Origin of the sequence: Occultella gossypii (genome assembly GCF_019947135.1) — a bacterium.
Classification (GTDB): domain Bacteria; phylum Actinomycetota; class Actinomycetes; order Actinomycetales; family Beutenbergiaceae; genus Occultella; species Occultella gossypii.
This window is the reverse complement of sequence record NZ_JAGSHT010000012.1, coordinates 272,022-286,291: the sequence shown is the minus strand read 5'-3', so window position 1 is coordinate 286,291 and position 14,270 is coordinate 272,022. Positions and strand designations below refer to the sequence as shown.

General features: G+C 70.7%; 7 protein-coding genes. 2 read left to right on the top strand and 5 right to left on the bottom strand.

Annotated elements, in window-relative coordinates:
- The first annotated feature begins 194 nt into the window (after positions 1 to 194).
- Positions 195 to 2,441 carry a winged helix-turn-helix domain-containing protein gene (locus tag KCQ71_RS13065; RefSeq protein WP_223406519.1) on the top strand — a complete coding sequence of 749 codons (2,247 nt, stop codon included), beginning with the start codon at positions 195 to 197 and terminating at the stop codon, positions 2,439 to 2,441.
- Positions 2,442 to 2,444: 3 nt separating this feature from the next.
- Here KCQ71_RS13065 and KCQ71_RS13060 read toward each other — a convergent pair whose 3' ends face one another.
- A complete protein-coding gene (locus KCQ71_RS13060) occupies positions 2,445 to 2,771 on the bottom strand; it encodes a carboxymuconolactone decarboxylase family protein (protein ID WP_223406517.1) in 327 nt (108 codons plus the stop codon).
- 221 nt (positions 2,772 to 2,992) lie between these two features.
- Between KCQ71_RS13060 and KCQ71_RS13055 the strand changes: the two genes are divergently transcribed.
- On the top strand, positions 2,993 to 3,382 hold the full coding sequence (locus KCQ71_RS13055) for a PLDc N-terminal domain-containing protein (protein WP_223406515.1): 390 nt from the start codon (positions 2,993 to 2,995) through the stop codon (positions 3,380 to 3,382).
- Between the two features lie 33 nt (positions 3,383 to 3,415).
- Here KCQ71_RS13055 and KCQ71_RS13050 read toward each other — a convergent pair whose 3' ends face one another.
- From KCQ71_RS13050 to KCQ71_RS13035, 4 genes are all read right to left on the bottom strand, one after another.
- Complete coding sequence (locus KCQ71_RS13050) at positions 3,416 to 5,950, bottom strand: polysaccharide lyase family 8 super-sandwich domain-containing protein (RefSeq protein ID WP_223406513.1); 2,535 nt, start codon at positions 5,948 to 5,950, stop codon at positions 3,416 to 3,418.
- Between the two features lie 108 nt (positions 5,951 to 6,058).
- Positions 6,059 to 6,268, bottom strand: a complete 210-nt coding sequence (locus KCQ71_RS27315) for an LPXTG cell wall anchor domain-containing protein (RefSeq protein ID WP_223406511.1) — start codon at positions 6,266 to 6,268, stop codon at positions 6,059 to 6,061.
- Between the two features lie 46 nt (positions 6,269 to 6,314).
- Entirely contained in the window at positions 6,315 to 13,061 is a 6,747-nt protein-coding gene (locus KCQ71_RS13040) for a DUF5979 domain-containing protein (RefSeq protein WP_223406509.1), read from the bottom strand.
- Positions 13,062 to 13,247: 186 nt separating this feature from the next.
- A complete protein-coding gene (locus KCQ71_RS13035) occupies positions 13,248 to 14,237 on the bottom strand; it encodes a helix-turn-helix transcriptional regulator (RefSeq protein ID WP_223406507.1) in 990 nt (329 codons plus the stop codon).
- Between the last annotated feature and the right edge of the window lie 33 nt (positions 14,238 to 14,270).

The window sequence follows — 14,270 nt, the reverse complement described above, 5'->3', positions numbered from 1 at the left end:
TCAGACGGTAGGGAGCCCACGCGGGGGCCACATCACGCGGACCGCGTGAAACGGGCGGCCAGGTGAAACACCGCCCGCGTGACCCAGCGCCCTCCCCCGTGACCCTGCGCGCTCCCGCGTGACCTTGCGACGTCAATATGAACTCGGCGGTCAAGTCGCTCCGCACACCTGCTCTGCCGCCCTATCGTTGACGCGTGAGCCAGGAGCCGGGCACGGCGGCCAGAGGGGGGCTCGAACGCCTGCTGCACGAAGCCAAGCTCGACGTGCCGCGCCGGCCGGTGGCGGCGGTCAGCCGAGCCGGGCTGATCGACGCCGCGATCCGGAGCGGGCGACGCGTCGTGAGCGTGACCGCGCCCGCCGGGTACGGCAAGTCGACCCTCCTGGCCCAGTGGGCCCACCGCGACGACCGCGCGGTGGCCTGGGTCTCCCTCGACAGCTGGGACGACGACCCCCTCAGTCTCCTCATCATGTTGGCCTCCGCGTTCACCACGCTGGACGATGCTCCTCCGGACCTGGTCCAGGACATGATCAGGGCCGGCCCATCGGTCCTCGGGCGCGCCGCTCCGCGCCTCGCAGCGGCGATCGCGAACCTCAGCGAGCCGTTCCTGTTGCTTCTGGACGACCTGCAGGTGGTGCGTTCCCCGGCCTGCCATGACGTGCTCGGCCTGGTCATCGATGCGGTCCCACCCGGGTCGCAGGTGGTCATCGCGAGCCGTTCCGTCCAGCCCCATCTGCCCAGGCTGCGCGCCCAGGCCAGCACGGTCGAGATCGCCGCCCAGGACCTTGCCCTGGACGTGGCCGGGGCAGAACAGATCTTTGCGACGACGCAGGTGGCCCCCTCGCGCGAGGTCCTGGAGGCCGTCACCGAACGGACCGAGGGGTGGCCGGTCGGAATCTATCTCGCGGCGCTGATCGCGCGGCACGACAGCGATGAGGCCGCCATGGTCTCGGGTGAGGACCCGTATGTCGCGGACTACCTGCAGCGCGAGGCCTATCTGCGGCTCCCGGCGGAGACCCGGCGGTTCCTGCGTCGGACGGCCCTGCTCGAGCATCTGTCCGCACCCCTGTGCGACGCCGTGCTCGGCGGGCATGACGCGCGGCGGATGCTGCGCCAGTTCGAGGCCTCAAGCCTGTTCCTGGTCCCGCTCGACCGGCACCGTGAGTGGTTCCGTTATCACGCTCTGTTCCGTGAGTTCCTGCTCGGTGAGCTCATGACCGCCGAACCCGACCTGAGCGACACCCTCAGGCTCCGCGCGGCCGACTGGTACGAGGCCCACGGCCTCCCTCATCGCGCCGTGGAGGTCCTCCTGCCCACCCCGCACCGGGAGCGCTGCATCCGGCTCGTGACGCGCATCGTGATGTCCCTGTTCCAATCCGGAAGGCTCTCGACGGTCGAGCGGTGGCTGGGTGTCCTCGGCGCCGACGCCATCGCGGGGTACCCGCCGCTCGCGGTTCTCGCCGGATACGTCGCGGTGTACCAGGGACATGCGGCCGAGGCCGAGCGCTGGGGTGCGGTCGTCGAACGCGCCTCCTTCGAGGGCGAGAGCCTCGACGGCACTGCCTCGTTCGCATCCGCCCGGGCGATGTACCGCGCCACCCGATGCCCGCAGGGCCCCGAGCAGATGCTCGCGGACGCCCGGCTCGCGATCGAGAGCGAACCGCCGCTGAGCGTGTGGCGCGACACCGCTCTCGCGCTCGGTGGCGAGGCCGCGCTACTGGTCGGCGACGTCGCCGCCGCCACCGACCACTTCACGTCGGCCGTCGCCGCGGCCGACGACGTTGGCAACGCCGACACCCTGGCCCTGAGCGAGGGCCGGCTCGCCCAGCTGGCCATGGACGCCGGCAGCTGGGAGGACGCCCGGCTGCGGGTCGCGCACGCGCTGCGCGAGATCGCCACGCACCGAATGGATGACTACCCGACCAGCGCGCCGGTGTTCGCCGCGGCCGCCCGGCTCGCCGTCCACGACGGCGACCTGACGACCGCGCGCCGCGAGCTGACGCGTGGCATGCGCGTGCGGGTGTCCTGCACGTACGCGTTCCCGACGCTCGCGGTACGGACCCGGCTGAACTTCGCGCGCACGAGCTGGGCCCTCGGTGACAACGCCGCGGTGCGCCACCTGTTGCGCGAGATCGACGACGTGATGCTGCATCGGCCGGACCTGGGGGTGCTCGGCGACGAGGTCCTCGAGTTCCGCCGGGACTTCGAGGCGGGTCCCACCAGCGCAACCTCCGACGGGCGGACGTCACCACTGTCCCCGGCCGAGCTTCGCCTGCTGCCCTACCTGCAGACGTATCTGACGATCCGCGAGATCGCGGAGCGGCTGTTCATCTCCCGGAACACGGCCAGTACCGAGATCGGGGCGATCTACCGCAAACTCGGTGTCTCTTCGCGCGGCGACGCCGTGCGCCAGGCGATCGCCCGCGGCCTGCTCGGCGAGTAGACCTCACGCGGGGTCCATGCCGTCCATGTCCAACGGGTCGAGTCCGAGTGCGAGGGCCACCTTCGAGGCCGCGGCCACCGCGAGCGGAAGCCCGACGATCGGGGTCACCGTGGCGAGGATGTCCACGATCTCGGCAGTCGTGACACCAGCAGAGACCGCATCATCGACCTCGGTGCCGTAACTCGGTTCGGCCCCGCCGACGGCGATCAGGGCAGCGAGCCGGACCAGAGCCACCTCCCTGGATTCCAGCGTGGTCGGTTGCACCGCGAGCTCCGCCTCGAGCTTCGCGTCATTGAGGGCGAAGCGGCGTAATCGGTCGGTGTAACTCATTCCTGGCTCCCTCCTGCCCCTGGTTCGGGTGCCGGACCCAGGTCCGCACGTTGGCCGGTCCAGGCATTCAGCCATACGGACCGCCACACCGCATCACGCCGATCAGATGAACGAGCAGGCGGCAACTTCATGTGTTCTGCATGACGACAGTCCGGCCCGGCCCGGTCGAACCTTGGCTCACGCGGCCGACGCCGCACCGCAGACGGACGAAAGGCACTCCGGTGAACAGTTTCATGGACTGGTTCTGGCTGATGGTCTGGTGGTTCGCGTTCGTGATGTACCTGGTGGTCCTCTTCCAGATCGTCGCGGACCTCTTCCGAGACCGACAGCTCAGCGGCTGGGCGAAGGCGCTGTGGATGATCGCGCTGATCGTCATCCCGTTCCTCTCCGGCATGGTCTACCTCATCGCTCGGGGGCGTGGGATGGGCCAGCGGCAGGCCGAGCAGATGTCCCAGGCCCGCGCCGAGACCGACGCGTACATCCGCACCGTGGCGAGTTCCACGCCGGCGACTTCTCCGACGGCACAGGTCAGCGAGGCGAAGGCGCTACTCGACAGTGGGGCGATCGACGAACGCGAGTTCGCCGCACTCAAGGCGAAGGCGCTCGCCTGACCCCGCCCTTGGCTGCCATCGCCATGCCGGCGTTCAGACCCGCAGTACCGCGGTGAACGTCCGCCCATGGGCCTCACGCGTGTCCGCGACCACCGAGGTGCCTCCGGTCACCTGACCCACCGTGACGCCGTCGTCGGCGCTCTCCAGGCCACGGTCGCGACCGCGGATCACCACTTGCACCCGATCGCGCGTCATCGTCGGGTCGGAGATCGCGATCTCGAGGCGGCGACCGCTCTGGCGAAGGAGCACCGAGGCAGGGCCGTCGATCGTCAGGCGCTCCGCCTGATGCCGGCCGTCCGTGAACGTGTTCGCGGCCACGACGCCCAGGTGGGCGTGCTTGATCGCCTGCACGTCGGTCGTGTTCACGAGGACCTGCAGCGGGCCGTCGGCATAGCCGGCCAGCTGGTCGGCCTGCGCGTTCGGCACGAGGGCGTAGGCGAGCGTGTGTTCGCCGTCGGCCGGGTGCGCCACCGACACCGTGACGACGTCCTTGGTCACCGAGGTGTTCGGGTTCGAGACCCGGACCACGCGGCGGCTGCGGGTCACCCGCTCCACGTCGACGGTCACCTCCTGCTCGTCGAGCAGCACGTACCCGACCGCGGTCTGCTCGCCCGGGTTCTCCCACCGCACCCACGCGAGCCGCCCGACGCCGTCGCCGGTCCACGCCGTGCCGTCCGCGAGCGCGCCGGTGACTGCGACCCCGTCCGCGGGGTCGGCGATCCGGCTCTCGAGCGTGGTCACCGCGGACCGCCCGGCCCGGCCGGAGATGCCCGCGGCCAGCACGACGATCTCGTCGTCGAGCATGAACCATGACTTCGTCGCGCCAGCGTTCGGGTAGGTGACGAAGTCGTCGGGGAGGATCCCGGCCTGCTTGTCCACGTAGGCGACGTCGTCGGACAGCACCATCGCGGCCGCCCCGTAGGCGCCGAGGGTCACTCCCCCGGACTGGGGGTTCGTCCCGCGCGGGAAGTACACATACGTGTTCTGGGACTCGGACGAGGACGTGAACTCGAGCGGGTGATCGGGGTTGGAGTACCAGAACTGCCCGTACAGGTCCGGGACGGTCCTGCGCTCGCCATCGGGAGCGGTCACGCCGGACAGGCGGTACGGGGAGACGGCGGTGTAGTAGTCGACGCCGAACGCGCGGGTCTGGTCCTGGCCGGAGAGATACAGGTAGTGCGCGCCGTCGCCCTGGAACCAGGGCATCAGGTTCTCGCCGTTCATGTACTCGTACTTGCTGATCCGGTCCGAGGAGCGGGCGAGCGCGAACGCGTAGCCGGGGCGCCGGTGCACCGTCTTGTCCATGGCGTTGAACGCGACGTTGCGCTCCGCGGCATTCAGGTCCGCGGCCGGGACGGTCGCGTCGGCGAGGATGTCGGCGAACCGGACCACGCTGACGGGCGAGGCGAACGAGTTCGGCTCGAGCGAGACCGGGGAGGAGTCGTTCAGGAACTTCAGGTAGCCCTTGAGGGCGGCCGCGTCGTCGCCGACGGCGTACCCGGCGAGGTCGACGACGGCCTCGGCCACGGCGCGCACGTCGACGTAGCCGGTCGTGGTCCGGGAGACTGCCCGGCCCTTGACGACCTCCATCATCCAGCCCTCGAAGATCAGCGGCGCGAAGCCGTTCGTGACCCAGGCCTGCACCACGGAGACCAGATCGGCGCCGCCCGCTGAGGTTGCGCCGTCGAGCATCTTGATCGTCTGCGCGATGCGCCCGAGCAGGACCTTGCCGTAGGACCCGGTGTAGGCGACCGAGTGGTGCTGGATGAAGGACCCGTCGGCGTAGTAGCCGTCCGTGTTGCCATGTTGGAGGTGATACGGGTCGATGGTCGCGAACACCGTCGACTGGTCCGCGATGGCCTTGCTGATCCTGGCGTCGTCGCCGAGCAGCGCGCCCTGGAGGAAGCGGTTGGTGGTGATGTCGGCCAGGTTCGCGCCCGTGTGGAACCGGGAGTCCAGGTCCACGTCGCCGTCGATGCCGTTGCGCAGGTAGGCGTCCATGGTGGCGACGTACGTCTCGACGAGTTCCGGGCGGTATCCGGCGACCTGCTCGGCGAGCAGCACGAACGTGCGGGTCGCGTGGGAGGGGAAGCCGATCTCCCAGTTGTGCCAGTTGCCGTAGTAGCCGGCCGCCTGGTCCTCGACGTAGTTCCCGTGCAGCCACTCGAGCCCGTCGATGACGCGGCGCTGCACCTCCACGTTCGCGACCAGGTCCGAGTCCACGCCATCGGTCCGGGTGGCCACGGCGATCTGGAGCAGCCGGTTGTAGGACTGGGTGATGTTGGAGTCGTTCTCGCCGAGCGGCACGCCCGCGAACAGCTCGTCGGGGCCGGCCTGGTCCAGCTGGGTGAGGTAGGTCCGTGCCGCGGTGTGGATCGCGGCGAGTTTCACGGCCGCCTCCGGACGGGCGTTCACCTCCGCCGTGCCGGCGAGGATCGCAACCGTGTTGGCAAGCAACCGGGCGTGATCGGTGGCCTGATCGGCAAGCGCACGCAGCGGCAGGCCGACGGTCAGCAGGCCGGTGGCGGGGATCAGGGCAAGCACATGGCGGCGGGACAACTCAGGCATAACGGGTCTGCTCCAGACATCGAGTCGTCCGAGCAGTCAAGCAGCCTCAGCCGCAGGAGTCGAGGGGGCATTCGCTCCGGACCCGTCGCGGATGCCCCCCGGTCGGCCTCAGTGGCTGCTCCGACGGCGTCGCACCAGGACGAGCGCGCCGGCTGCGATGAGCAGTGCCGAGACCGCAGCCAGCCAGCCCGCGTCGGCACCGGTCACCGGAATGCCCGGGACGGCCTGGCCGGAGTCGCCCGGCTCGACCGGGACGGGCACCGGGTCGAAGGCGTTGGTGACGGTGACCAGGGCCTTGACGACCTCCACCGAGGTCACGTCGAAGACGTTGGTCAGGGTGACCGTGGCGACCTCGGCCTCGTCATCATCGCCGGCCGCAGCCGGGTCGAGGATGGTGACGAGCCCGCCGGCCGGCGCGATCGTGGAGCTGGTCGCCCCGCCGGTGGCCGTCTCGGTGACCCACGCACTCGCTGCCCACCAGCAGGTTCTCGACGGTCGCCGAGTACCCGTTCGCCGCGCTCAGGGTCACGATGCCCTCGTTCGGAAGGTCGATCGTGACCCGGTCCCCGTCCCGGTCCCAGGTGCAGACGGCTTGGGCGTTGAACGGTCCGGCGCCCCAGACCTCGGCCCCGGCCCCTTCGACGACCTTGACGATCTCGAGCGTGCCCAGCACGAACGTGTTCGTGGCGGTCACCACGGACTCGCCCACGCCGTCGTCGTCACCCGCGGTGATCGTGGTGACGCCGTCCGCCGGGTCGATCACGGTCGCGTTCGCGCCACCGGTCGCGGTCTCGGTGACCACGCACTCGGTACCGGCCGGGTACGTTCCGAACGTGCGGTCTGCGTTCGCGTCGAGCTGGAACTCGGTGTCCAGCAGCACCTGGTCGCCCGCGTAGGTGCACACGGCCGTGAAGGTGAACGGTCCGGCGCCGTAGGCGTCCGCCCCGTCGCCGTCCACCACCTTGACCACGCGCAGGATGCCCGCGTCGTAGCCGTTGGTGAAGGTGACCTCACCGGGCGTGGTCCCGACCTCGACCTCGGCGCTGCCGTCACCGTGGTCGGTGACGCCGGTGCCGACGATGACGATGTTGTCCGCAAGCGAGCTGCCGACCTCGGTGGCCACGCAGAGCGCGCCGGCCGGGATCGTGTTGTCCGGGGCCACGTAGGTCTCACCGGCAGCCAGCGTGAAGGCCACCTCGGTGGCATCGGAGTCGAAGGTGATCGGGGTGCCGAGCGCACTCTCGCAGGTGAGGGTGAAGTCGAACGGCCCGAAGTCGCCCTCGCTCGCCTCGGTCTCGACCAGCTTCGTCACCGACAGGCCGGCGAACTGGTAGTCGTTGGTGATCGTGGCGATCTGCGCGGCGGGAATCTCCTGCCCGACGGCGGTGGGTGCGCTCACGTCGAGCGTCACCGGCGTGCCGGTGCGGCTGGTCTCGCCGTAACTGCCCACTTCACCGGTCTCGGTGACGGTGCACTCGGCCCCGACGGGAATGCCGTCGATGCGCTGGGTGTAGCCGTTGGCGTCGTTCAGCTCCACGAGTTCGTGCTCGCCGAGACCGAGCTCGACACCCTCGACGGTGCAGACCAGGTCCGCCGTGAACTCCTCCGGGGCGTAGCCCGCGGCCGGGCCGGTGACGAGTTTGTCGATCTCGATGGCACCGAAGATCAGGTGCACCCCGACGCGCGACGGTGCGACCTTGCTGTAGGCGCTCGCCCCGGTGTTGAGGAACTTCACGCCGAACTGGTTCCACGCGAAGGAGTCCGTCGCGGGGACGTCCGACGGCGCGCCGTCCGTGTTGTCCGCCGACGCGGGCACGTTCACCGAGGAGTAGGTGACGTCCACGAACTGACCCGGGGTGAACACCCCGGCGGGCGTGGTCGAGAAGTCCACGACGATCCGCAGACCGGTGACGGAAGCCCAGTCGGTGCCGTCCGCGGCCGGGGTCCACTGCTCACCGTTCTGCTCGCAGACCTCCTGGTTCGCGAGGTTGCTCCAGGTGCCGACGCAGACCCCGGCGCTGGTGGTGACCTCCACGGTGGTGGTGGCCCCCTCCGGCGCGGTGACCAGCAGGTCGTCGAGAAGCTCGGGACGGTAGACGGAGCCACGGGAGGAGCCCGAGATCAGCTGCTGGTCGCCCACGTTCGGCAACTGGTCGAAGATCGTGAGCTCTTCGACGGTCACAGTGCCGGCGTTCAGCGTGCGAAGCACCCATTCGTCGGTGCCGCCGATCATGGAGTTCGCTGCGCACGGGGTGCGGAAGTAGTCCCCGCCGGTGGCACTCAGGTTCTGGCCGCACACGGCACTGGGGTTGAGCGGGTTGATTGCTCCGGCCAGTTCACCGCGCACACCCTTGACCGTGAAGAGGTTCGGTCCCGGTGCCGGGGACACGTAGTCCGTGGTGCCGCAGGTGGTGCGCTCCTGCGCCCAGGCGTCCGTGATCGGCACGCCCGGCACGATGTTCGCGCAGGAGGCCAGCTCCTCGGCCGTCTGCACGGTCATCGTGTTCTCGGCCCGCTGGCCGGCGGACAGGCCTGGCTGCAGTTCGAGCAGCAGCCTGATCGTGAACGTCTCGCCCGGCGTCATCCGGTTGCCGCCGTCCGGCCAGGTGAAGACCAGTTCCTGCCCGTCCTGGGTGACGCTCACGTCGCCGGAGAGCAGGCCGTCCGGGTCCGGGGTGTAGACCGGCTCGTCGCCGAGGTACAGCAACGAGGAGGGCAGCGTGTCCCGGAGCTCAGTGACGGTGAGGTAGCCGGTGCCGGTGTTGGTGAAGGTCAGGTCCCACGGCACGAGCGCGCCGGGGCTCGCGAACCGGTCGCCGTTGTTGGCCAGCTTGTTGACGGCGATCTGGTGGACACCGGCGGACAGTGAGATGACGGCGTCGGTGGTCCGTTCCGGCGACACCTCCCCGTTCAGGCGGTCGCTGACGGCGGTCACCGTATTGGTGACGGTGCCCTCCAGCAGCACCGGATCCTCGGTGCCGTAGTGGTTCGCCCGCAGCTGGACCGTGAACGCGGCGGTGGCCGACCACTGCGGCGCCGGGAGCTGATCGGAGAAGAACGCACCGTCGGCCCGCGAGAACACGAACCGGATGCCCTGCACGTCGGCGTGGGCGTCGGCCCCGACCGGCAGCGCCGCCTCGGCGACCGCGGCTGGTTCGCCCTCGATCCAGGTGTTCTCGCCGTCGGGTCCGAACGGACCGTAGACGTCGACGTGCACGCGATCAGCACCGGCCGGAGCCACGATGTCACCGAGCCCGGTGAACGCGAAGGCGCTCCAGAACTCCGGCGACGTGGTCACGTCGTCGGTCACGGTGACCTGCGCCGGGGAGAGGGTGCTGGCCGGGTCCACGCCCTGGTTGGCGCCGAGGGTCACGGTGACCGGGGCGTCCCGCGTGGGTTCGGTGAGTGCCGCCGGGGCGACGGTCTTCGTCGGACCCACGTTGATGTCGCCACCGGTGAGCTGCACGGGGGCGACGGCCTGGTCGCCGGTGCGGACGCCGTCGGCCAGGATCGGGTCGTAGGACTGCGCGAACACGCGGTTCGGCACGTCCACCCGTTCGCCGGCGGCGACCACCTGGTCGGCCCCGGTGCTGCGCAGGGTGGTGCGGGCCCGTGCGTCCAGGCTCACCGTGAGCCGGTTCGCGGCGGTGATCGTGCCACCGGTCGAGGCGGGATCGGTCCCCTGGAAGGTCACCGAGATGCCGACGACGTCCGCGAGGTCCGCGGCGCTCATCGCGTTCACCGCGGCGGCGGTGCTCTGCTCGCTCGAGTAGCCGGCGCCGTCGTAGCGCAGCAGCCAGACGACGCTGGCGGACAGGTCGACCTGGTCCGGAAGGGAGGCCCCGATGCGGACCGCGGTCAGGTCGAACCGGTCGAACGGGTTGCCGATCCCGGCCTCGCGCAGCCAGTCGACGTCGGCCGTGAACGGGTCCCCCGTGGCGCCGGCCGCGGTGCCCGCGCTCTGACACACGGACACCTCGTCGGCGTCGGTGCAGGCGGGCGGGTCCGTGACGCGCACGTAGGAGGCCCGCGCCACCGAGTTGCTGTTCGCGGTGATGGTGAAGGTCGTGGAGGGGTAGCTGTCCGCGGGTGTGCCGGCGACCGGCACGTACAGGCCGGCATTGGGCTCCGCCGTCTTCGCGACGGCCACACCCGGGGCGTAGTCGACCACGACGATCGTGTCATCGGCGGTGTCCGTGGCAGCAGTGCCGCCGCCGGTCGGGATGGCCGCCAGCAGGGCGGTGTTGTTCACCACGCCGGCGTCAGGGGTGTTGTAGGTCGCCTCGCCCGTGACCCACTCGCCGCTGGGGCGCATCTGGTCGCGCACCTGCCAGGACATCGTGAACACCCGGTCTGGCCCGGCGAAGCCGACACCGGAGCCGACGGCGGGGGCGTACGGGTCGTAGGCCGGCCCTGCCTGGCCCGCCGCGGCCCGGGCGGGGCCGTTCTCCGTGAGGGTCAGCCGGACCCCGGTGGTGTCGGCGCGCTCGGCGTCGCTGAGGGTGTGACCGACGAACGCGCCGTTCTGGATCCAGCCACTTCCCGGCGCGGGGACGCTGACCCAGGCGCCGTCTCCGTACAGCTCGACGTCGGTGATCAGGTCGTAGCGCAGTTGCCAGCCGTTGCTGAAGGGCTCACTGCTCGCCCCGATGCCCTCGATCCGGACGAGGTCGAATGCCTCGAACACCGACTCGGACGGCTCGGCGGGGTTCGTCGGATCGCTGATCTGGACCGTCTCGTAGCCGCTGCCCACGGACCAGGACAGAGCGGTGGCGCGTCGCTCGCTGGACTGCGCGGGCACCGAGTCCAGGTTCCACGCCTTCTCGATCCCGACCGGTCCGGTGCCGGGGTCCGGCTCGACGGTCGCGGAGCCCTCGCCGATCTCAGAGTCGGAGATCTCGGTGCCGGCCTCGGTGCTGCCCGAACCGTCGGCGGTGGCGACGTTCGCGTAGTCGGTCGCGTCCTCGGGGATGTCGCCGCCGGACCGCAGCGTGTCCCGGGCCTGCGCGGAGAAGTACGGCGTCACCGTCGTGTCGGACGGGAAGCCGGTCGCGTTGTCGAAGGTGAACCGGATCCCGGTCAGGTCGGTGGGGTCCGTGCCGGCTGGCAGCGCGGCCTGGATCTCGGCGGTCGTCATCGAGGCGAGGAACGGGCCGTCCTGGGCTGCGAAGACCCGGAGCTCGATCCAGCTCCCGTCCGCGTCCTGGACCTCGATGGTCAGGGCGGTGTTGCCCGGGACCTGCGTCGGTGCGACGGAGGAGAGGTCGAACGCGTCCCAGAAGTCGCCGTCGGCGCCGGTGGCGGCGTCCTCGACCACGATCTGGGTCGCGGTGACGTAGTCGGAGGTGGTCGTCAGGTTCGCCTCGAGTGCGGTGACGACGCTCTCGCCGGGCTGCACGCTGGTCGAGGGGCGCACCGACTTCGCCAGGGTGATGTCGATCGCCGGGTAGACCAGGGTCAGGACCGAGGAGTCGGAGTCGGTCTCGGTGAGGCCGTTCGGCGCGACGACCTGGGCATCGACGGTGTTCGTGGTGGCGAGGGTCTCGCCCATGGCGACCGCGTCCTCGGAGGTCTGGATGAGGACGTCGAACACGCTGGTCGCTCCGGAGGTGATGCCACCGGCCTCGGCGGTGAAGACGACCTCGAACCCGGAGATCGAGCCGCTCGGACCCGCGGGCACGGCGCCCTGGGTGAACGCGACCGTCTCGGGGTCACCGCCGTCGAGCGGGTGGTAGATGACCTGAGCGGCCGTGGCGCCGACCGGCCAGGAGGGCGCGGTAGTGAAACCGCCGAACGTGACGGTCTGCGTGAAGTAGCCGAGGTCGGAGACGCGCAGTTCGTTGACGCCCCCGGCGGAGGAGTTCGTGACGCCGATCCTGGCGGTGGCCTCGTCGCCCGCGGCGATCCGGCTCGGGCTGATGTCCTTGACGGTGTCGACGCCCAGCTGCAGCGGCCGCAGGAGGTAGTCGGCGCTCGCAGTGTCGGTGGCCGGCTCCCGGCCTTCGACGGCGGCTTCGGCACCGACCACGTTGGTCACCGTGTGCGTGGCGGTGGACAGGTCGTCGCCGCTGTTGCGGTCGGTCGCGCGCTGGGACAGTCCGAGGGCGACGGTGGCGACCGCGGCCTCCTCGATGGCGGCTCCGACATAGGTCAGCCGGACGCCACCGACATCGGCCGGGTCCACGCCGTCGGGCAGTTCGGCGGTGCCGGCCGGGGTGCCGAGCTGCCACGCCCAGGTCCCGTAGCCCTGCTGGACGTAGACGTCCACCTGGACGGTGTCGGCGCCCGCGGGCAGGCTCGCGTCGGTGAAGGCGGTGAAGTCGGTGATGGTGAACGGGTTGCTCGGATCGAGGGTGGCCGCGCCGTCGACGGCGGCGGCGGGCTCGGTGAGCACGAGGGTCTCGACCGGGCCGTTCGAGGTGTTCGTGATACTCAGGTCGATCGTCGAGGGCGCCCAGGGCTGGAAGGTCTGCTCGGACGGGCTCCATGCCTTCGTGACATCGACGTCGATGATCTCCGGCACCCGGATCGTCACGGTCGCGTCGTCGGTGTCCGGGTTGGAGTTCGTGGCCTCGGTGTGCGCGGTGTTGGTGATGACGTGGTCGCCGGGAGCGACGGTGGTGGGCACCTGCAGGGTGATGGTGATGGACAGGGTCAGGCCGTTCTCCAGGCCGGTTCCGACCGGGCTGACGACGGGGCCGGTGAAGTCCACCCGCAGGTGGGTGTCGGCGGTGACCTCGGCGGGCGCGACGGAACTCGCGGCTCCGTCGACGGTCCAGGTGACCTCGCGCGGGATGGACGTCTCGTTCGGCGCGATCGCGACGTCCTGCACGGCGTAGCCGGCCAGCTCGGGCGGCAACGAGTCCGTGAGCTGGGCTTCCAGGCAGGACGCCTCGGAGCAGTTCACGCTGATCGTGTACGTGAAGGTCTGGCCCGGGGAGACCACCTCCGGCGCGACGGTCTTGTTGACGGTCAGGTACTGCGGGTCGCCCGGGGCCGCGAGCGCGGCGCCCATGCCAAGGCCGGCCAGCGGCGCGGCGAGCACGACGGCAAGCACCGCAGCCCAGATCAGACGCCACCTGTTGATGGCACGTGAACGGTGTCCCTGCATGATTTCTCGCTTCTGGTCGTGCCCGCGACGGCGGGCCCCCTGCCGATGGGCCCCACGGCGCGATGGCACGACTGGGACCGGGTCCAAGGCCGATTGTCGGCCGCGTCACCGGTGGTGCCGGTCCGATCCGCATGCAGTGTCGCCCACTCGCGCACGCAGAGTCGCTGAGTGCGGCCCCGGCGCGGACTAGAGGGCGAGGGTGCCGGCGCGGTACTCGCCGGGCAGGAGGCCGGCCTCGGCGCGGAAGACCCGCCGGAACTGGTCCGGGCCGCCGAATCCGCAGCGCCGGGCCACCCCCGCGAGGTTCAGGTTCGGCCGAGCGGTGAGCAGCACCTTTGCCGCCACCACCCGTCGCGCACGGACGATTCGCGCCACCGTCTCGTCGGTCCCCTCGAACGCCTCGTGCAGGGACCTGACGCTCATCCCGAGCGCACGCGCCACGTCCGGCGCGCTCAGCGTCGGATCGGCGATATGGACGTCGACATACGCCCGAGCCCGGGCACGTACGCCGCCGCGGAGGTCGGCGGGTGCGGCATCGACCGCCATGACACCCATCACGAGGTCGCGCAACGCGCCCTCGGCCCAGGCCGCCGCGGCGACGTCGAAGGGCTGCACCGGTGGCTCGATGAGGGCATCGGCCAGCGCGCGGCCGGCGTCGGCCAGCGGCACCAACCGATGCAGACCCGGGCGGACGAGGTCCGGCTCCGGGTGCGGTACCCCGATGAACAGGACCCTGCTGGCCTCGCCGAAGCGGATCGTGCAGATGCCGTCCGGGGGTACCACCACGAGATCCCCAGGGTGCAGGTCCGCGGCTCCACCGTCACCGACCACCCGTGCGCTGCCCTCGGCGAGGTAGATGGTCATGGCGATCTGCCGGTGCGGCCCTTCCGTGGGGAACATGGTCAGGGTGACGGGATCGCCGGCGTACCGGGCGACGAACAGCTGCGCCGAGCGATAGCCGCGGAGATGACGGCCGGCCGCCTCCGCGCCGTCGGGCTCGTGGAGTTCAACGGCCCACCCGTCCATCGGACGCAGCGCGCGCATCGAGACGTCCAGCCAGTCCGCGCACGGAGCGGCGCCCCTACAGTGGCAGGTCTCGTGCCAGCGGACGGCGGTGCCGACCTCGACGATCTCGGCCGTGCACGACGGCACGGCGCGCCCTGCCCGTGCGCACATCCGATGAACGCTTCCGATCGCTGACGTACCGGT

What these genes read in the sequence shown, in the direction of transcription:
- KCQ71_RS13060 (WP_223406517.1), bottom strand. Translation starts at nt 2,771, where the DNA reads ATGAGTTACACCGACCGATTACGCCGCTTCGCCCTCAATGACGCGAAG.
- KCQ71_RS13050 (WP_223406513.1), bottom strand. Translation starts at nt 5,950, where the DNA reads ATGCCTGAGTTGTCCCGCCGCCATGTGCTTGCCCTGATCCCCGCCACC.
- KCQ71_RS13035 (WP_223406507.1), bottom strand. Translation starts at nt 14,237, where the DNA reads ATGTGCGCACGGGCAGGGCGCGCCGTGCCGTCGTGCACGGCCGAGATC.
- KCQ71_RS13040 (WP_223406509.1), bottom strand. Translation starts at nt 13,061, where the DNA reads ATGCAGGGACACCGTTCACGTGCCATCAACAGGTGGCGTCTGATCTGG.